Origin of the sequence: Cloacibacillus porcorum, from assembly GCF_001701045.1 — a bacterium.
In the GTDB taxonomy this organism is placed as follows: domain Bacteria; phylum Synergistota; class Synergistia; order Synergistales; family Synergistaceae; genus Cloacibacillus; species Cloacibacillus porcorum.
In genome coordinates this window covers 936727-955516 of the sequence record NZ_CP016757.1, presented here as the reverse complement: position 1 = coordinate 955516, position 18790 = coordinate 936727, and the positions used below count along the sequence as shown (strand labels likewise).

Annotated in this window: 18 protein-coding genes; 4 read left to right on the top strand and 14 right to left on the bottom strand. The window is 54.8% G+C overall.

Features of this window, described 5'->3' with window-relative positions; translation table 11 throughout:
• Positions 1 to 41: 41 nt before the first annotated feature.
• Positions 42 to 791 (bottom strand): SDR family NAD(P)-dependent oxidoreductase, encoded by a 750-nt coding sequence (locus tag BED41_RS04325; RefSeq protein ID WP_066743455.1) that lies wholly within the window; start codon positions 789 to 791, stop codon positions 42 to 44.
• Positions 792 to 1105: 314 nt separating this feature from the next.
• Here BED41_RS04325 and BED41_RS04320 point away from each other — a divergent pair, with 314 nt between their 5' ends.
• Positions 1106 to 1612 carry a GNAT family N-acetyltransferase gene (locus BED41_RS04320; protein ID WP_066743452.1) on the top strand — a complete coding sequence of 169 codons (507 nt, stop codon included), beginning with the start codon at positions 1106 to 1108 and terminating at the stop codon, positions 1610 to 1612.
• A 680-nt stretch (positions 1613 to 2292) separates the two neighbouring features.
• Here the strand turns inward: BED41_RS04320 and BED41_RS04310 are convergent.
• The 7 genes from BED41_RS04310 to BED41_RS04280 all read right to left on the bottom strand — a co-directional run bounded on the left by BED41_RS04310 (position 2293) and on the right by BED41_RS04280 (position 8527).
• Entirely contained in the window at positions 2293 to 3417 is a 1125-nt protein-coding gene (locus BED41_RS04310) for a sodium ion-translocating decarboxylase subunit beta (RefSeq protein WP_066743448.1), read from the bottom strand.
• Positions 3418 to 3456: 39 nt separating this feature from the next.
• Entirely contained in the window at positions 3457 to 3861 is a 405-nt protein-coding gene (locus tag BED41_RS04305) for a biotin/lipoyl-containing protein (protein WP_066743445.1), read from the bottom strand.
• A gap of 39 nt (positions 3862 to 3900) precedes the next feature.
• Positions 3901 to 4287 (bottom strand): OadG family protein, encoded by a 387-nt coding sequence (locus BED41_RS04300; RefSeq protein ID WP_066743441.1) that lies wholly within the window; start codon positions 4285 to 4287, stop codon positions 3901 to 3903.
• A gap of 18 nt (positions 4288 to 4305) precedes the next feature.
• Positions 4306 to 5865, bottom strand: a complete 1560-nt coding sequence (locus BED41_RS04295) for an acyl-CoA carboxylase subunit beta (protein ID WP_066743439.1) — start codon at positions 5863 to 5865, stop codon at positions 4306 to 4308.
• A gap of 127 nt (positions 5866 to 5992) precedes the next feature.
• Entirely contained in the window at positions 5993 to 6397 is a 405-nt protein-coding gene (gene mce / locus BED41_RS04290; RefSeq protein ID WP_066743437.1) for a methylmalonyl-CoA epimerase, read from the bottom strand.
• A 4-nt stretch (positions 6398 to 6401) separates the two neighbouring features.
• The gene (locus BED41_RS04285) at positions 6402 to 6818 is read right to left on the bottom strand and encodes a cobalamin B12-binding domain-containing protein (RefSeq protein ID WP_229712426.1); all 417 of its coding nucleotides are present in this window, start codon (positions 6816 to 6818) and stop codon (positions 6402 to 6404) included.
• A gap of 29 nt (positions 6819 to 6847) precedes the next feature.
• Complete coding sequence (locus BED41_RS04280; protein ID WP_066743432.1) at positions 6848 to 8527, bottom strand: acyl-CoA mutase large subunit family protein; 1680 nt, start codon at positions 8525 to 8527, stop codon at positions 6848 to 6850.
• A gap of 285 nt (positions 8528 to 8812) precedes the next feature.
• On the opposite strand from BED41_RS04280, the gene BED41_RS04275 reads away from it, so the two are divergent.
• Positions 8813 to 10021: an FprA family A-type flavoprotein gene (locus BED41_RS04275; RefSeq protein WP_066748955.1), complete on the top strand. Its 1209-nt coding sequence runs from the start codon at positions 8813 to 8815 to the stop codon at positions 10019 to 10021.
• A 9-nt stretch (positions 10022 to 10030) separates the two neighbouring features.
• A complete protein-coding gene (locus BED41_RS04270) occupies positions 10031 to 10762 on the top strand; it encodes a DUF3298 and DUF4163 domain-containing protein (RefSeq protein ID WP_066743430.1) in 732 nt (243 codons plus the stop codon).
• 93 nt (positions 10763 to 10855) lie between these two features.
• Here the strand turns inward: BED41_RS04270 and BED41_RS04265 are convergent, their stop codons facing one another.
• On the bottom strand, positions 10856 to 11320 hold the full coding sequence (locus tag BED41_RS04265) for a PH domain-containing protein (RefSeq protein ID WP_066743428.1): 465 nt from the start codon (positions 11318 to 11320) through the stop codon (positions 10856 to 10858).
• A gap of 36 nt (positions 11321 to 11356) precedes the next feature.
• The gene (gene nhaC / locus BED41_RS04260) at positions 11357 to 12904 is read right to left on the bottom strand and encodes a Na+/H+ antiporter NhaC (RefSeq protein WP_066743426.1); all 1548 of its coding nucleotides are present in this window, start codon (positions 12902 to 12904) and stop codon (positions 11357 to 11359) included.
• Positions 12905 to 13290: 386 nt separating this feature from the next.
• Here nhaC and BED41_RS16075 point away from each other — a divergent pair, with 386 nt between their 5' ends.
• A complete protein-coding gene (locus BED41_RS16075; protein ID WP_084002246.1) occupies positions 13291 to 13464 on the top strand; it encodes a DUF362 domain-containing protein in 174 nt (57 codons plus the stop codon).
• An 87-nt stretch (positions 13465 to 13551) separates the two neighbouring features.
• Here the strand turns inward: BED41_RS16075 and BED41_RS04255 are convergent, their stop codons facing one another.
• From BED41_RS04255 to BED41_RS04240, 4 genes are all read right to left on the bottom strand, one after another.
• Entirely contained in the window at positions 13552 to 14193 is a 642-nt protein-coding gene (locus tag BED41_RS04255; protein WP_066743424.1) for a class II aldolase/adducin family protein, read from the bottom strand.
• Complete coding sequence (locus BED41_RS04250; protein WP_168950865.1) at positions 14186 to 15418, bottom strand: MFS transporter; 1233 nt, start codon at positions 15416 to 15418, stop codon at positions 14186 to 14188. The genes BED41_RS04255 and BED41_RS04250 overlap by 8 nt, the downstream gene beginning before the upstream one ends.
• A gap of 64 nt (positions 15419 to 15482) precedes the next feature.
• Positions 15483 to 16796, bottom strand: coding sequence for a glycosyltransferase family 2 protein (locus BED41_RS04245; protein ID WP_084002244.1), 1314 nt, complete (start codon positions 16794 to 16796; stop codon positions 15483 to 15485).
• Positions 16797 to 16873: 77 nt separating this feature from the next.
• Entirely contained in the window at positions 16874 to 18787 is a 1914-nt protein-coding gene (locus BED41_RS04240; RefSeq protein WP_066743420.1) for an LTA synthase family protein, read from the bottom strand.
• Positions 18788 to 18790: the final 3 nt, after the last annotated feature.

The window sequence follows — 18790 nt, the reverse complement described above, 5'->3', positions numbered from 1 at the left end:
ATAAATATATATTGCTCATAATATATTGAAACGTAATCAGACTATGCTGTAGTTCCACCATCTACGGAAAGTGTCGTGCCAGTTACATAACTAGAGTCTTCAGATGCTAAGAAGAGAATTGAACGCACAACCTCTTCTGGGTCGGCTATTCTTTGCAATGGGATGCTCTGACGACAGTTTTCTAATAGACGTTCACGTGATATTGGTGCACTATGCTTTGACATTGGCATCGCAGTATCAGTTGCACCAGGGCATACAGCGTTTATGCGTATTCCATCTGAGGCACAGTCTAAAGCCATGCAACGTGTCATTTGCACTACTGCTCCTTTTGTAGTTGCGTAGGCGATATGCCCCTTGCGTCCGCTAAGAGCACTATTCGACGCTACCTGTACAATGTTCCCCGCTATTTTATGTTCCCGCATAAGCCGTATGGCCTCCCTAGAAAGATAAAAGACCGCGTGAACATTAATATCAAAAAGTTTAAGCCATTCATCATCGGGAGTATCTACAACATCTCCTCTGAACATAGCACCGGCATTATTAACAAGTACATCAAGAGATCCCGTTAAGTTAAAGACATCATCTATTATCTTTTTACAATTCTCCGATTTTGTTATCTCCAACGTTGAGTGGTAAACCGCTCCCGTACGCCTAGCAATTTCTTCCGTCCTCTCCTTATTCCTCCCCACTAGGGCGATAGTTGCCCCTTCTCTAGCAAACCCTTTGGCCAAAGCTTGACCAATACCACCAGAAGCACCTGTGATCATGACAACTTTTCGAAGAAACCTCAAAAATCTCATCTCCCTTTCAGACTAAACACGTCATGTTACTTAATACATGAAAGCTAAATATCAGCACCTCCTATATAGATTCTATATTAGATATAGAATCCTTATTCTATTTTGGGATTCAAAATTTCTATCACAAGTTATACCATTTTATAAAAAATTTGTCAAATGAATTTTTTCACACTCTATTGATAGATAAAGAAATAATATTTGCATAGACTTCAAGTTTTTCAGTGATCAACTTGAAGAATATGAGATAATTTTATTTAAGTCAGGCTGTAACCATTATGTTGAGCCAGAAGCTAGGAGTGGGAAGAATGAAATTTAGGATCAGGCCATTCAAAGAGAGCGACATTGCGGATATCAACGAGATACGTTCCATGCGCGGAGTCATTGAGACGATACCGACGCTTTTTTCGGAGAGCGTGGCGTTCACGGAAAAGGTAATGAAGTCTATCGGGCCGAATGATCCTGTGCTTTCGGCGGTCATCGATACGCCGGAGGGAGAAAAGGTGATCGGCAACGGCGTGCTGCGCCTCACAGAAAAAGCGCGCCTGCGCCACACCGCCTCTGTCGCGCTCATCGTACACGCCGGTTATCACAATATGGGCGTCGGCCGCGCAATCCTCTCGCAGCTGCTGGAGATAGCCGACAAATGGCTGATGCTTGTCCGCGTTGACCTTGAGGTTGTGGCCGACAACGCCGGCGCGATTCATTTGTACGAATCGCTCGGTTTTCAAACAGAAGGGCGTCTCAAATACGCCTTCATGAAAGACGGGAAATACGCGGATCTTCTTGTCATGGGGAGATATAATCTCCCATAAATCGGCGTTTATACGCACGACTAACTTCATAACCGAGGGCTTGGCAATACTCACCGCACTTTAGTGCGCCTCCGCTTGCCAAGCCCTCAGTTATTTCGTTATTCGCACGTCTAAACGCCGATTTATCTTCGATATGGTAAAACATAAACAGCGATTTAGCTTTTGGCTTTGCCCTTATAGCCTTCCTCTCCGAGGCGTCAGGGAGCCAAATCAAAGCCCCTCTGATTTGTGCGATAAGTGAGACAGAAAATCTATTGATTTTCGTCGTCGAACTTAGTTTTTCCATCATTCGGCTGGTAGTTACATCAGAGGTGGATCGCCGCCGCTCTTGCAGCGAGACGGAAGGAGTGTTGCTCTGTTTAGCGCGGTTTCCATGCCAAACAGAGTCCGCGGCAAAGCCGCGGGAGAACCTAAGGTCAACTCTCCCTCAGAGAGGGAGCCGAAAATCTTGCAAAACCATAATTCACAGTTCAGCCTTTAGAAGCTAAACCGCCGTTTATCATCGATAGGGTAAACGATAAATCGCTGCCTATCTCTTTTCCTACCAGAAGGAAATCGGCGTTTAGAAGTGCGAGTTGCTAAATAACTCAGGGCTCTGGTACCGGAGCCGTATTTTCATACGGCGAGGACACCAGAACCCTGAGTTATGACGCAAATCGTGCTTATAAACGCCGATTTTGTTATTTGGAGAGCAGGGTAAGCATAGCTCCCGCCGCAACGGCCGTGCCGATAACGCCGGCAACATTAGGGCCCATAGCGTGCATCAGGATGTAGCTTCCCGGGAACTCCTTCGAGACCACCTTCTGGCAGACGCGCGCCGCCATCGGAACGGCGGATACGCCGGCCGCGCCGATGATCGGGTTGATCTTGCCGCCGGAGACAACCTTCATGATCTGACCGAAGCAGACGCCGCCCGCGGTGCTGAATACGAAGGCGATGAGCCCGAGGCAGATGATCTTGATCGTCGCCAGTGTGAGGAATGACTCAGCGCTCATCGTCGCGCCGACGGAGATTCCGAGGAATATCGTCGTAGCGTTGAGCACCTCATTCTGCGCCGCGAGCGAGAGACGCTCGGTGCAGCCGCATTCGCGCATAAGGTTCCCGAACATCAGCATTCCCACGAGGGGGACTGAGGCCGGCAGAACGAGTCCGCAGGCGATCGTAGAAACGATCGGGAAGAGGATGCGTTCTGTGCGCGTGACGGGGCGCAGCTGCTCCATCTTGATCGCGCGGTCCTTTTTCGTCGTCAGCAACTTAATGACGGGGGGCTGTATCAGCGGCACGAGCGACATATAGCTGTAGGCGGCGACAGCGACGGCTGGCAGGATACCCTTGGCAAGCTTCGCGCAGAGGTAGATGGCCGTAGGACCATCGGCGCCGCCGATGATGCCGATACCAGCCGCCTCCTGGATCGTGAAGCCCATGAACATCGCGCCGATGACCGCAAAAAAGACTCCTATCTGCGCCGCAGCACCGAGAAGGAAGGTGATGGGGTTCGCAAGCAGAGGGCCAAAGTCGGTCAGAGCGCCAATACCCATAAAGATAATGACCGGGTAAAGCTCATGGTCTATGCCAAATTTTACAAAGTAAAGGAAACCGCCCGGATCAACGATACCGGAGAGCGGCAGGTTGACCAGAAGGCATCCAAAGGCGATGGGCATAAGGAGCAGAGGCTCAAAGCCCTTCGCAATGGCGAGATAGAGCAGGATGAAGGAGACGAGCAGCATAACAAGCGTAGGCCCGTTCAGCGCAACAAATCCTGACTGTTCCACCACACCCTTTAGTGCGGTCATATAAAGTTCCATTCAGTTTTCCTCCCTAGGAAAAGACTGCACGAACGCAGACTACGCTACGACCAGGAGTGTGTCGCCAGTACTGACTGTATCTCCTTCTTTGCAGCAGATCTGTGATACTGAGCCCGCTACGGTGGTGAAAATCTCATTTTCCATCTTCATCGCTTCGAGGATGATGACGAGCTGGCCCGCGGTTACCGCCGCGCCCTGAGCGACAAGGATCTTAAGGACTTTACCGGGCATCGGAGCGGTGATCGAGCCTGCGCCTGCGGGGGCCGCGGGAGCAGGGGCTGCCGCAGGGGCCGGAGCCGCCGCGGGAGCGGGGGCCGCCACAGGGGCCGGAGCCGCTACAGGAGCGGGGGCCGCTACGGGAGCAGGAGCCGCGCCTGCACCCATCTCTTCAACATCTACGTCGTATGCTTTTCCGTTAACGGTGACTCTGTATTTGCGTGACATCAGAAAAAAACCTCCTAAAATTTTGTTGTTATCAGAGGCTTAGCAGCCTTCTGTGTTCTGGAGCCTACCCACATTCTTCCATGCGGTCGATACGGGGGCTTTTACCGGACTGAAGGCAACTACGCGCGCTGTTGATCCGCAAGCTGCCATGATGGCGGCCGATATTACGGCGAGAAGTTCGTCGTCGTCGGCAGAGACCGCCGCGGCGGGAGCCGCCGGAGCGGGCGCCGCAGGGGCCGGCGACGGCTGCGCCGTTGTGGCCGGCTTCGGCTTGCTCATGTTGTCGATCGCCGCACATACATGCTTCATCCCCATCATGACGAGCATAAGCCCGACGATGACGATGAATACGATGCTGAAGGCGATGAACGACATTGTGAGCCCGCCTGTGACGCCGACAAAATATGAACTGATATGTCCTGTCATAATTGGCTTCCCCCTGCCTTAGTTGGGCAGAATGCCATGCTTGCGTTTCGGACGAAGTTCGCTCTTGCTCTCCGTCATCAGAAGTGCCTGATAGAGAGCGGGACGTGTCTCCTCAGGGAGGATGACGCGGTCAACGAATCCGCGCTGCGCCGCGCGATAGGGGTTCGCAAATGATTCTTTGTATTCCTCGATCTTCTCCGCGCGCTTGGCAGTCTTGTCCTCGGCGGCATCGATCTCCTTGCGGAAGATGATGTTCGCCGCGCCCTCGGCGCCCATGACCGCGATCTGAGCCTGCGGCCAGGCAAGGACTACGTCCGCGCCCAGGTCTTTGCTGCACATGCCGAGATATGATCCGCCGTAGGCCTTGCGCATGACGATGGTGATCTTCGGCGACGTTGCTTCGCTGTAGGCATAGAGGAGTTTCGCACCGTGGCGGATGATACCGCCCATCTCCTGATTGAGTCCGGGGAGATATCCGGGGACGTCTTCAAATGTCACGATCGGAAGGTTGTACGCATCGCAGATGCGGATATGGCGGCTCGCCTTATCGGAGGCGTCAATGTCAAGGCATCCGGCCATGAACTTAGCCTGGTTGGCGATGATGCCGATGACGCGTCCGCCGACTCTCGCAAAGCCGGTGACGATGTTTTTTGCATAGAGCTCCTGCACTTCGCAGAAATCTCCGTTGTCGACGACCTTTTTGATGACGTCGCGGACATCGTAACCCCTGTTCGGGTTTGTCGGAACTATCTCGCGAAGCTCCGCGTCCATGCGCGAGGGATCGTCTCCGGTCTCCATGTAGGGAGGCTCTTCCATGTTGTTGCTGGGAAGGTAGCTCATTACCTTGCGGACCTGGGCGTAGCACTCGGCTTCATTAGCCGCGAAGAAGTGCGCGCAGCCTGATGTCGCGTTGTGGGCGCGGGCGCCGCCGATCTGTTCGGAGGTAACGTCTTCACCGGTGACTGACTTAATAACCGCGGGGCCTGTGATGTGCATGATACCGACTTTGTCTACCATGAAGATAAAATCTGTAAGCGCGGGGCTGTAAACGGCTCCGCCAGCACAGGGTCCGGCGATGATGGAGAACTGCGGGATAACGCCGCTGGCTTTGACGTTGCGGAAGAATATCTGTCCGTAACCTGAAAGAGCGTCGACCGCCTCCTGAATACGGGCTCCGCCTGAATCGTTGATGCCGATGCAGGGGGCGCCGTTCGTAAGGGCAAGGTCAAGAACCTTGCAGATCTTTTTGGCGTGCATTTCGCCAAGCGAACCGCCCATTACTGTGAAATCCTGGCTGAATACGTAGACTATACGTCCGTCTATCGTGCCGTAGCCGGTTACAACGCCGTCGCCGAGGAATGTTGTCTTTTCGAGCCCGAAGTTGGTGCAGCGGTGCTCGACAAATTCATCGATCTCCACGAAGCTGCCGGGGTCAAGAACTGCGTCGATGCGCTCACGTGCGGTCATCTTACCCTTGTCGTGCTGTTTGGCGATGGCCTTTTCTCCGCCGCCAAGAGCCGCTTTTTCGCGTTTGGCAACCAGAGCAGCGCACAGTTCGTCGATCGTTTTGTCCGCCATTACTTCTTACCTCCTCATAATTTCTTAGATGAAAGCCCGGCCAGCTCCCCGCATAGCCGTTCTTCCACAGGTAGTGCTATGGACAAGGCATCCCGTGCCGCCCTGGCACGGGAGCCTTTTTCCTTAGTTAATCGCGCTGGCAGAGTTCAAGAAGCACTCCGCCGCTGGCCTTCGGGTGAACAAAGGCGATCTTCGCGCCGCCCGCGCCAATACGAGGCTTTTCATCGATAAGGCGCACGCCCTTTTCTTTGAGTTCGGCAAGCGCCGCTTCGATGTCGGCGACTCTGACCGCGACGTGCTGGATTCCCTGTCCGTTTTTCTCAATGAACTTTGAGACAGGGCTGTCCTCCGTCGTTCCCTCAAGAAGCTCGAATTCCGTGTCATCAATGGGCAGGAAGGCTGTTTTGACTCTCTGCTCGGCGACTTCTTCAACGCCGTGGCACTTCACGCCGAGGGTATCCTCCCAGAATTTAAGAGCTTCGTCGATGCTCTTTACGGCTACTCCGATATGATCTACATTTTTAATTTCCATAATTTTACGCCTCTTTCGCTCTCTTTTCGGCTACCGCCTTTTCGAGCCATTCAATCGTCTCCGTGGTCGGCGTTCCGGGGCCGAAGATCGCGCCTGCACCGAAGCTGAGGAGCGTCGGGTAGTCAGTTTCGGGAATGACTCCGCCGCCGAAGACGATGATGTCCTCCGCGTGCTTCTCTTTGAGAAGATCGATGATGGCCTTAAAGCAGTACTCATGCGCTCCCGAAAGAATGCTGATGCCGATGGCGTCAGCGTCTTCCTGGATCGCTGTGGCAACTATCTGTTCCGGTGTCTGGCGGAGACCTGTGTAGATGACCTCCATGCCGGCGTCTCTGAATGCTCTAGCTATGACCTTCGCGCCACGGTCGTGGCCGTCAAGTCCTGGTTTCGCAACAACTACGCGAATTTTACGGTCCATAATTTCTTCCTCCTTAAAAAGCACTCGCGATTCTAAAGAACCACGTTCTCCTGGTACTCGCCAAAGACCTCGCGGAGCACGCCGCAGATCTCGCCCTCTGTCGCGTACGCGTGTACGGCGTCGAGGATGAGCGGCATAAGGTTCGCGTCGCCCTTCGCGCCCTCGCGGATTGCGTCAAGCGTCGTCTTGACTCTGACGTTGTCGCGGTTCGCCTTCATTTCGCGGAGCTTCTTAATCTGGTTCACGCCTACGCTTGCGTCGACCTTAAGGAGTTTGCGCTCTGACATGTCTTCTTCGATCTGGAACTTGTTGACGCCAACGATGATACGGTCGCCTGATTCGATAGATTTCTGATACTGGTACGCCGCATCCTGGATGTTCTTCTGCGGATATCCCTTCTCGATGGCCGTCATCATGCCGCCGAGCTCGTCGATCTTCTTGATGTACTCCCACGCGCCATCTTCGATCTCTTTTGTAAGAGCCTCGATGGCGTAGCTGCCGGCAAGCGGGTCTACAACGCTCGTAACGCCTGACTCATAAGCGACGATCTGCTGCGTGCGGAGGGCGATGCGGACGCTCTTGTCCGTCGGAAGGGCGAGAGCTTCGTCAAGGCTGTTGGTGTGCAGCGACTGGGTGCCGCCGCATACCGCCGCCATCGTCTGAATGGCGACGCGGACGATGTTGTTCTCTGCCTGCTGCGCCGTCAGCGTGCATCCGGCGGTCTGGGTGTGGAAGCGGAGCATCTGGGCGCCCTTTTCGGTGACTCCGAAGCGCTCCTTCATAATGCGTGCCCAAACCTTGCGCGCCGCGCGGAACTTCGCAACCTCTTCTATAAAGTCGTTATGCGCGTTAAAGAAGAAGGAGAGGCGCTTTCCGAATACGTTCGGGTCCTGTCCGGCCTTGATGGCCGCTTCAATGTAGGCGATACCGTCGGCAAGCGTGAAGGCCACTTCCTGGATCGCGGTCGAACCGGCTTCACGGATATGATAGCCGGAGATCGAGATGGTGTTCCATTTCGGGATATTCTTCGAGCAGAAGTCAAAAATGTCGGTGATGAGACGCATTGACGGCTTGGGAGGGAAGATATATGTGCCGCGCGCTATGTATTCCTTGAGGATATCGTTCTGGATCGTTCCTGAGAGTGCGTTCATCGGTACGCCCTGCTTTTCGGCAACGGCGATGTACATTGAAAGAAGCACTGACGCAGGGGCATTGATCGTCATCGAGGTCGATACTTTGTCGAGGGGGATTCCGCCGAAGAGGATCTCCGCGTCGGCAAGGCTGTCGACGGCGACGCCGACTTTACCGCACTCACCCACCGCCATGGGGTCGTCCGAGTCGTAGCCGATCTGTGTCGGAAGGTCAAAAGCGACAGAGAGCCCAGTCGTTCCCTGGCTCAGCAGGTAACGATAGCGCTTGTTGGAATCCTCCGCCGTAGCAAAGCCCGCATACTGGCGCATCGTCCAGAAACGGCCTCTGTACATTGTGGGCTGGACGCCGCGGGTGTAAGGATACGCGCCGGGGAATCCAAGATCTTTGGCGTAGTCTACGCCGTTGACATCTTCCGGGGTATATGTCCTCTTAAGAGGAATACCGCCGCCTGTGGTGAAGTTTTCCTTTCTCTCGGGACCTTTGGTAAGCGCCTTTTCAACAGCCGCTTCGTAGGCCTTCTTTCCTTCTGCTACTTCCTGGAGCTGTGTTGGTTCGAACAATTACTCCGCCTCCTTGCGAAACATATGAGGTCACCGTATAAATGACCATCAGCACACTAGTAGATTTTACAAAAAACCACACGCTGTTATTATTGCCCAACTCCGTCGAAATTGCAACATTTGACCATTAATTTCAGACAAGTCAATCCATTCAATTTTTACCAACGCTATCAAACCCCGTTTATTTAGCTTATAAAACTGGCAATTTGTCACCGTGCAAACTGAACTCGTTGTTATATAATATGACACATAGGCAATATTTTTAAGGAGGGAACTGCAAAAATGATGCAGCAGGCGATCAAGGTAACTGATTCTATATATTGGATAGGCGGCAACGACCGCGAGACCGACCTCTTCGAGGGTCTTTGGGAACTACCCCGCGGCGTGGCTTACAACGCCTATTTTATCAACGACGAAAAGTGCGCGATCATCGATACCATCAAGGCCGACAAGCTCTCTGCCTATATGGAACGGCTTGTCTCTATCATGCCGGAGGGGCGCACTATCGACTACCTCGTCGTCAACCATATGGAGCCGGACCATTCGGGTTCCATCAGCATACTCCGCAAACTTTATCCTGAAATGAAGATCGTCGGCAACAAAAAGACGATTGAGATGATTGGCGCCTTCTATGGAATCACAGAGGGTATGATCGAGGTCAAAGAGGGAGACGTGCTCGACCTCGGCCGCCACAAGCTGACGTTCGCGATGATCCCCATGGTCCACTGGCCCGAGAGCATGGTGGCCTATGAGACGAGCGAGAAGGTGCTCTTCTCCACCGACGCCTTCGGCGGCTTCTGCGCGCTGGAGGGCGGCATCTTTGACGACGAGCTCGACATGGCGCTCTACGAGGACGAGACGCTGCGCTACTTCGCAAACATCGTCGGCCGCTACTCGGGACCGGCGCAGAAGGCGATCGCCAAGGTCCGCGCCCTCGACCTTAAAATCATCTGCCCCGCTCACGGCCCCATCCTCCGCTCGAACCCGCAGCATATCGTAGACCTCTACGATAAGTGGAGCAGCCACAAGACCGACGAGGGTATCGTCGTCGTCTACGGCTCGATGTACGGCAACACGAAATTCATGACGGACACCATCGCGCGCGCCGCCTGCGAGGCCGGCGTGAAGGACGTCATCGTCCACGATGCCTCGCGCTCCAATCTTTCGTATATTGTGCGCGACATCTGGAAATACCGCGGCCTCGTCCTCGGCAGCTGCACCTATAACACGGAGCTCTACCCCCCGATGGCGACGCTCTGCCGCGCGCTCAAGAATAAGATGATGAAGAACCGCGTGCTCGGCATCTGCGGCTCCTACAGCTGGAGCAAGGGGGCCTTAGCGGAGCTGCAGGTCTTCGCGGAGCAGGGAGGCGACTGGAAGCTCGTCGAGCCGACGATCGAGGTCAAGTCCTCCCCCACTGAGACCGACCTTGAACTGTGCCGCGAGCTCGGCAGAAATATGGCGGAGGCCGTCAAGGCCGCCGAAGCGAAATAAGGCCGGAAAATGAGACTATTTCGAAGCGCCGCCGCGGCGCTTTCGCTTGCGCTGCTGTTTAGCGGAACAACGGCGGCCTTTGCCAAAGACATCGACGTGCACATCGCGACGCTTAGCACCTATCAGTCAGAATTTCGCGGCTTTGAGGTGAAGATCGTAACGCCCATCGTCACCGGTCTCGCCGTCGACGAAGTACAGAACGAACTGAACGACGCTTTCATGCAGCGTGCGCGCCAGCTCGCCGCCGACTTCGAAAAGAACGTCAGCGAGATGATGAAGGACGACCCCGCATTCGACGGACATATGGGCGTGGTGCTTGACTACAAGGTGCGCACTGACAACGATAAGGTGCTCGCGGTCGATATTTACGAAATGAACATCGCGGGCTCATCCTCGACTGTGCACGCCTTCTATAACTTTGACAAGAAGAGCGGCAAGCTGATTGAGCTTGGAGATCTCTTCAACGAAAAGGCGGATTATACGAAGGTGATCAACGACTATATTCTGGGAGAGATGCGCCGCATCAATAAAAAAGAGAAGGGTATCTTCTGGATCGCGCCCAAAGACGAGCAGGGTTTCCGCTCCATCAAAGCGAAGCAGAATTTCTTCATCAACGACAAGGGCAACATCGTCATCTGCTTTGATAAATATGAAGTGGCCCCGGGCGCCGCGGGCAGCCCAGAGTTTGAGATCCCGCGAAGGGTCGCCGCCCCCTATCTCGCGAAAAAAGTTAATACATAACGAACAAACGCAGATAATATATAAAAATGGCTGCCATATGATATTGATCATAACGGCAGCCATTTTTATGTGTTTTTAAGCGCCAAAGCCTCTTTAGAATCTTGGGCTTATATCGTTTACGGGAACCTTCGGCGCATACCGCTTGAGGATCTCCTTGAGCTTCGCGTGATCGTCCTTCGCGAAGAAGAGCTTCCAGCCAATGGCGTCTTTTTCAATAAGGGTCATCATACGATTCCCCTTCGTGGTAAGGGTGACATACTTTATCTCGTTCCAGGGAAGAAGCTCCCGGTGATGCGATATCCAAGTATGCGTCTCCTTCACAAAACCAAGCGGCGATACGTAGATCCGCTTCTCATATTTTATCACCATCACGCTGCAGCAGCCGAGAAAAAGGTTGAGCAGAGCCTTCTGCGTCATCCCTCCGTGTGTGAACTGCCATCCCGCCGTAAAAAACAGGTAGACAGCGATGATCACAAAGGAGATTGATTTCCACTTCCCGGCCTCTCTGCCGGAGGCGGAGACCAGAAGGCTCTCTAAGGGCGTCAGTTTTTCTGCCAATTACATTCCTCTTTCAAACAAATAGGTTACAGGAACTTAGAAATCTATCTTCGGTCCGAGCTCCGCGGGGCGTGTCTTTCCGCCCTTAACAGGCTCGCCGTCCTTGCCGCGCCAGAATATACCGATTCCGAGGTAGGTCATTGTAATGGCCACGATCGGGTTGAGGTAGTTAAAGAAGGCGAAAGGCAGGTAGTGGAAGGTGGGAACTCCGAGAACGCTGGAGTGGTAAGCGCCGCAGGTGTTCCAGGGAACAAGGACCGAGAGAAGCGTACCGGCATCCTCAAGCGAACGCGAAAGCATCCTCGGATGGAGTCCTACCCTGTCGAATTCGCTCTTGAACATCGTTCCTGGCATCGCGATCGAGAGGTACTGGTCACCGAGGAAAATGTCGCAGACGAAGCAGGAGAGGATGACCGCCGTGATCATTCCGCCGACCGATTTGATCGGCTTCATTATCGCTTCAAGCATGACCCTGAGGAATCCGCAGACATCCATTGTCGAGCCGAAGGTGAAGGCGCAGAGGATGAGGGAGATCGTCCAGTTCATAGACTGGAGACCGCCGCGCTCCATGAGGGATACGATGTCCTTCGCCGATTCGAGGGCGACCTGAGGATCAATGGTGATGCTGTTGTCGGCCAAGATCTTGGCGAGGGCCGCCGCGTCTTCGCCGGTACCGGCGATCTCCGCCGAGAGCATGGGAACGTAGCCGTTCTGCATAATATTGAGAAGGTCTCCGATACCTACGCCCTCAACGACGGCGAAGATGACGGAGATAAAGATACCGACCCACAGAGCGGGCAGCGCTGGTTTGCGCATCGCTGAGAGAACAATGACCACGAGAGGCGCAACGAACGATATCGGGCTGATCCAGAACTCATGTGAAAGAATAGTCTTCAGGGCCTCAATCTTCGTGTAGTCAAGCTCGCCCTGGGAATAACGGAATCCGAGGAAGAGGGTGATGCAGATGACGATGATGTAGGTCGGCCCCGAGGTCCAGCACATCGCGCGGATATGCTGGAAAAGGTCCGTTCCGGCGACGCCGGGGGCAAGGTTCGTCGTATCCGAGAGGGGGGACATCTTGTCTCCGAAGTAGCCTCCGGAGATGATGATGCCGACCGTCAGCGGCGCGGGAACGCCAAGGCCGAGCGCGATGCCCAGCAGGGCGATACCGACAGTACCCGCCGTGGCCCATGAAGAGCCGGTGGCAAGGGAGACGACGGAGCAGATGAAGAGGGTCGCGAAGAGGAAGATCGACGGGGAGAGAATCGACAGTCCGTAGTAGATCATACTCGGCACGACACCGCTGGCGATCCAGGTACCGACTAGCGGACCGACCGTGTAAAGAATAAGGCAGGCCTGCATACCGACCATGATACCGTCAATGATGCCCTTTTCAATTTTTGAGTAGGGGTTTCCCAGATAGAAGACGCCGACAATGCCGGCAAGAAGCGCACCGAAGATAAGGATGATGTGAATATCGGTCTCATAAATGAGGACCGCCGCCGCGATCATCGCCGCAACCGCAAGAAAAACTAAAACAGATAAACCTAACGATGGTATTTTCGGTTCTTTAGCCTGTTCCATAATAAAACAACTCTCCTTTCATTTTGTGAAGATAGTGCAAAGACAAAGCAAAAATAACGGTGCTTATCGACCTTCAATTATCACCTCCCATGAGAGAAGAACACAAAATATGTAACTGGAAAATCAGAAAACGGCGAATATAAAAACTCAGGCCCAACCTCTTCAATTATTTTATAACTTTTCCATTCAATTTGTCTATACTTTTAGACTATGAATACCATATATACAGCTGATATATCTTAACTTTTTTTATCTTTATGTTCACATTTTAAAAATGCGGCAAAAAAATAGTTGAAGGTTCTGAGGTTTCACGCTAGAATAGAGCGTATGCGGAAAATCGTCCCGCATAATCAAGTGAGTAAAAATTTGAAGGAGGACTTCTTACTATGGCTAAAGCAACAGTTGATCAGTCAGTTTGCGTAGGCTGCGAGGCTTGCGTAGGCGTATGCCCCACATCAGCGATATCGATGGACGGCGGCAAGGCTCACGTCGACAGCGATACATGTGTAGAGTGCGGCGCCTGCGTAGCTACCTGCCCGGTAAGCGCGATTTCCCAGTAAGTTTTTTATCTTACGGAAAAAATAAAAAGACAGGTCGAAGAATGAATCTTCGGCCTGTTTTTTATTTAACCATTTCTCCTTCCAGGTTCAGCGCTGCCCGTAACGTTCGGCGACATCGGCGGCCTCGCGGCGGGCATCGTCGGCGGTAAGAGATACTCCTCCGCCGCAGCTTTTCGTCAGGAAAAATATCTTCGCGAATATCTCAAGCATCTCACAGCGCAGAGCCGCCTCCGCAAGCGTGGCGCCGACGCAGAGCGCCCCGTGGTTGGCCATCAGCACGCCGCCGCCATCCGCCAGCGCCCTCACCGTATTGCAGGCGAGCTCCGGCGTGCCGATCGGCGCGTATTCCGATACTGGGACCGCCCCGCCAAACAAAACCGCCTGATTATCCGTCAGCACGGGAAGCGGCAGGCGCATCGCCGCCGCCGCGGAGGCGTATACGGAATGCGTATGGACCACGGCGCCGACGTCGCGGCGCGCGCGATATACGAAACGGTGCAGCTCTTTCTCTATCGAAGGCCGCCGCTCTCCCGCCAGCACCGCGCCGTCAAGGGACAGCTTCGGCAGGTCGCCGGGGACGAGCTTTGTATAATCCATACCGCTCGGCGTGATGATAAAGCCCTGGGCGCAGCGGGCGCTGAAATTACCACCCGTGCCCTGCACGAGACCCTTTTGCAGCATAACGCAGGCCGTATTGATGATATCCTCTCTTATTTCAAGATCAGTCATAATTTATCCTCGATAATTTTATTGTCAGCGGCAGCATCAGCAAGTTGATGAAGGCCATTGCAAAAAATATTCCCGATATAGACATGCCGGCGGCGATCATCAGCGCCGTAAGCGCCGCAGCCAGCACCATTCCCAGCGAATCGATGATGTTCAGCGAGGCGATTACGCGCGCCATGTGCGATTCCGGCGTCATCCGCTGCATCATCGCGTACATCGGTACACTGTAGAGTCCGCCGCTTAGGGCGATCATGAACATCGAAAAGACTATCCCTGCGGCCCGCGGCCCGCGGAGAAACTCCCAGACCGACATCAGCCCCTCTCCCGCGGGCGCGGAGGCGCTGAACATATAGAGCATCCCGATAAATACGCTCATCCCTATGAGGCTGTAGGAGAGATACCTCCCCGAAACACGGCCCTTAAGCAGCTTGTTGCAGAGGGTCGCCCCCGCGCCGACGCCGACGGAGAAGATGACGAGAAAGAGCGTCGATACCTGTTCGTCTCCCCCCAGCGTGTCTTTGGCGAACGAGGGGAACTGCGCGAGAAAGACCGAGCCGAGAAACCAAAACCAGCTGATGCCGATTATCGAACGAAATACGTCTTTATTCGATAACGGATAGACAAGCATCTCCCAGGTGGAGCGAAAGAGGTTGCGGTCAATCCGGAGCTTCGGAGAGGAGGGAGCGGCCAGCGGTATGAAGCGGCTCGCGGCGTATCCGGCGACCGCCACGCCGACGACGCCCGCCGATATGTAGTGGCGTCCGAGCGGCGAGAGGATGAAGAGGCCGCCGCAGAGCGTACCAGTCAGAATCGCGATATTGGTCCCCGCGTTCACCAGACCGTTGCCGGCCACCAGCTCCTCGTCGTTAAGAAGCTGCGGCAGGATGCTGAACTTGAGCGGGCCGAAGAAGGTGGACTGCGTCCCCATGCAGAAGAGCAAAAAGACGAGCCACCAGAGGTGCATCGTCTCGAAGGCCGCGGCCGTGAGACACATGAGAACAATCTCCACAAACTTTATTATGCGGATAAGGAAGGACTTTTCATATTTGTCGGCGATCTGCCCCGCAAGCGATGAAAAGAGGAAAAACGGCAGGATGAAGAGTCCCGCGACCGCCGTGATCATGATCTGCGCGTTGACGTCGTACAGCTCCGCGAGATGAAAGGTGATGAGGATCACGAGCGCGCTCTTAAAGAGATTGTCGTTGAAGGCCCCGAGAAACTGAGTCAGAAACAGCGGCAGAAAGCGGCGCTTCGTGAAGAGGGAGAATTGCGTTTCGATGATATTCTCCCCCTTAGCTTTTTGTCTTTACATCATCCAGCGAGATGCCGCGCGTGTGTTCCGTCTTCACCCATTTGCCCTGGTCCTTGGCGAGAAAGGCCGCCTTGAAGAGGATCGGTATCCAGGTAAGGCCGAACCAGAAGTAGGCGAAGGTGTCCTTAACGTAGCGCAGCGTGAACTTCTTTTCGTGCATCGAGGGCCCCGCGATGGCGCAGAGCAGGCAGAAGGCGATGATCGAAAATACAGGCAGGCCGAAGAAGAGCGTCCACTCAAGCATCGACTGCGGGATATCCGACGAGGGATAGAGCACCATATTGTTCACCAGGGTGAAGGCCATGCCCGCGATCATAATGATGATCCCCAGGCAGGACTTCGCGGGCGCGAGCAGGTAGAGAAAGAGGTCCAGATACTGCAGCTTGCGCGTCACGAAGAAGGCCTTTAGCGAGTCCCATCCGTAATTCCAGAACACCCAGTAGTGTCCCTGCATCCAGCGCGTGCGCTGACGCTTTGAGATGGCGATATCCTGCGGCTTTTCGTCGTAGATCACCGCGGCGTCGTTCCAGTGGACGCGGCTGCCGGAGAGGATCAGGCGCGTCGACATCTCCAGGTCTTCCGTGAGGCTCTGGAGGTTCCAGCCGATCCTTTCGAGCGTCGCGGTGCGGATGACGAGCCCCGTGCCGCCGAGCGTGCAGGAGAGCCCCCATAGGCCGCGCGCGAGCTGCCAAAAGCGGTTCGTGAACCAATAGGCGAGCGCGTAGGAGCGCGTCAGCCAGTTGTCGTCTGGATTCTTGACGTCAAGCACCCCCTGGATGGCCTCGGCCTCCGGGTGGAGCTCCATATAATTGTTCATAGACATCAGAAAGTTCCGGTCGGCGAGGTTGTCGGCGTCGAACATTGCGAGCGCGTCATATTCCTCGAAAGGGATCTTCGTCAGCGCCCAGCGGACGTTCCATGTCTTGCCGTTGTGCTCGTCGTCGAAGCGTTCCAGCGCTACGGCGCCGTTCTCGCGCGCCAGCTCCGCCGTATTATCGGTGCAGTTGTCGCAGGAGGCGTAGACCTTATAACAATTTTTAGGATAGTTCTGTCCCGCGAGGCTCTTAAGGAGCGGCACGATGACCATCGCCTCGTTATGCGCGGGCACCAGCACCGCGAAACGGCGGTAGCGCTTGGCCTGGGGCATCTTTTTCTGGCTCCAGAAGCCGCGCAGGCTGACGATTATCTGGTAAACGCCGTCGCACATCAGCGCACCGAGCAATGTATAGAGGATGAACTGGATCAGCCACCAGCCCCACCATATCAGCCAATAAAAAAGTTCCGTCTTATCCACGATAAAGCCACCCCTGTTTCATTTTCACATACAGTGTTATCATACCCTCAGAAAGGGTGAATGACAACTTCCCGCCTCTATCTGCCGATAATTTTTTCTATCAGATTTTTTTCCAGTACCAGGTCGTTGTATTTGAGACGACGCTCGACCTCGTCTGTCATAGCGTCATAGGCCGAACAGTCAAGATGTTCGCCGGTACCCAACTTGGTGGCGCGTCCCGCGGCCGGTTCAACATAGACGTCGCCCACGATATAGCTGCCGTTGCGGAAGATCACCGGATCGCCGCTCTCTTTGCTCAGAAGATCCTTTCCGAAAACTGTATCGATGTTTAGCTTCATCAGCCCCGATACCGTCGGCAGGATGTCCATCTGCCCAACATTTCTCTCGTCGACGCGCGGTCTTTTCGCCGTCTCCGGCGAGCGGAAGAAGAGCGGGATACGGCGCGTCTCCTTCCAGTCTACCGCCTCCTCTATCTTCTTGCCGAGCAGTTTCTCCATATCTTCCCGGTAGGCGATCGGGATCGCGGGATGGTCACCGTAAACGACGACAAGGCTCTTATCGAGCAGCCCCGACCTGCGGAGCTCGTCGATGAATAGGCCAAACTGTTGGTCAAAATAATTTATCGAGAGAAGATAGTTGCCGATGAGCGTTCCCTGCAGCTCAGGAGGCAGAGGCAGCGTCCCGCGCGGCAGCTCCGCAAAATCAAAGGGGTGGTGGCTCGAGAGGGTGACGATGAAGCCGTGGAAGGGGGTTTTCATCTCCTTAAAGACCTGAAGCGCCCGTGAGAATATTACCTCATCGCTGAGCCCGAGACCGATCACCTCGTCGTGGGGAAAGGTATTCTGGCTGTACTGCCGGTGAAACCAGAGCTTCGGGTGCATACGGTGGCAGTTCCAGAAGGCGCTGCGCGTACCCTGCACGACGACGGCCCTCGCCCCGCGTTTGCTGCGCATCGCGCGCGCCAGCGAATTATAGTCGTTATCCGCGTAGAGCGTATAGGCGGCGCCAAAGGCGGCGGGGAAAAGTCCCGTATTGGCCATGAACTCCGCGTCCGAGCTGTTGCCCGCCGCCACCTGACTCCAGGTGTTGGGGAAATAGAGACACTCCTCTTTGAAGCGGTTGAGGTTCGGCGTCACGGGTACGCCGCCGATCTCAAGGTCTACGACAAAGTATTGCAGCGCCTCGCACTGCACGAGGATGAGGTTCTTAGCGCGCGTACCGGGGTGCGGCTTTGGGCGGTGCGCTTTAAACCAGAGTCCGATCTCGTCCACCGTCTCCGGCGGAACGTCCTGCGGCTCCAGCGCCTTGCGCGTCAGCGAGAAGAAGTCCCACCAGTGAAAGGTGGAGGTACTGACCCAGGCGCAGACGGAGAGGCGGTCGTACATCGCGTTGATGATGTTGGGACGGAACCTTTTCAGGTGCCAGATGGACGCCCCCTGCACCGCGACCGAGATCAGGAAGAGAGCAAGCAGCGCCAGCGCATCCCGGCGCCGTTCCCGGCGGAATTCCACACGTAACCGGCCGCTGCGCAGCAGCCAGACAAGAAGCGGGAGGTCGGCAAAGATCAGAAAATCCCACGGTTTAAGCAGCGCCCAGATCGATTTCGCGATAAGCCCAGTCTGAGGCACCAGCATAAGGTCATGAAAGATGAAGATGTCCGCGTAGTAACGGATAAAGAGCCGGTCCGTCAGCACCAGTGCCGAGAGCAGCATATCCATGACGATGAGCGCCGCCGCGCGCCGCCTGGGCGGGAAGAACATCAGCGGCAGAAGCAGGCAGAGGATGGCTCCCAGCGAAGGCAGCGAAACGGCGAGCGCGCGCGTCGTATGGCGCAGCGCGTGCATCGTCAGCACGCCGAAGGTGGGCCAGTTGAGCACGTCGGCGACGGCATAGTCTACCGAAATGAACTTGAGCCAGATTGCCGCGGCGACAATCGCCGTAAAAAGATATCCGCTTATAAAAACAGGCCGGTCTTTAGGAGGAGGAAACATCTG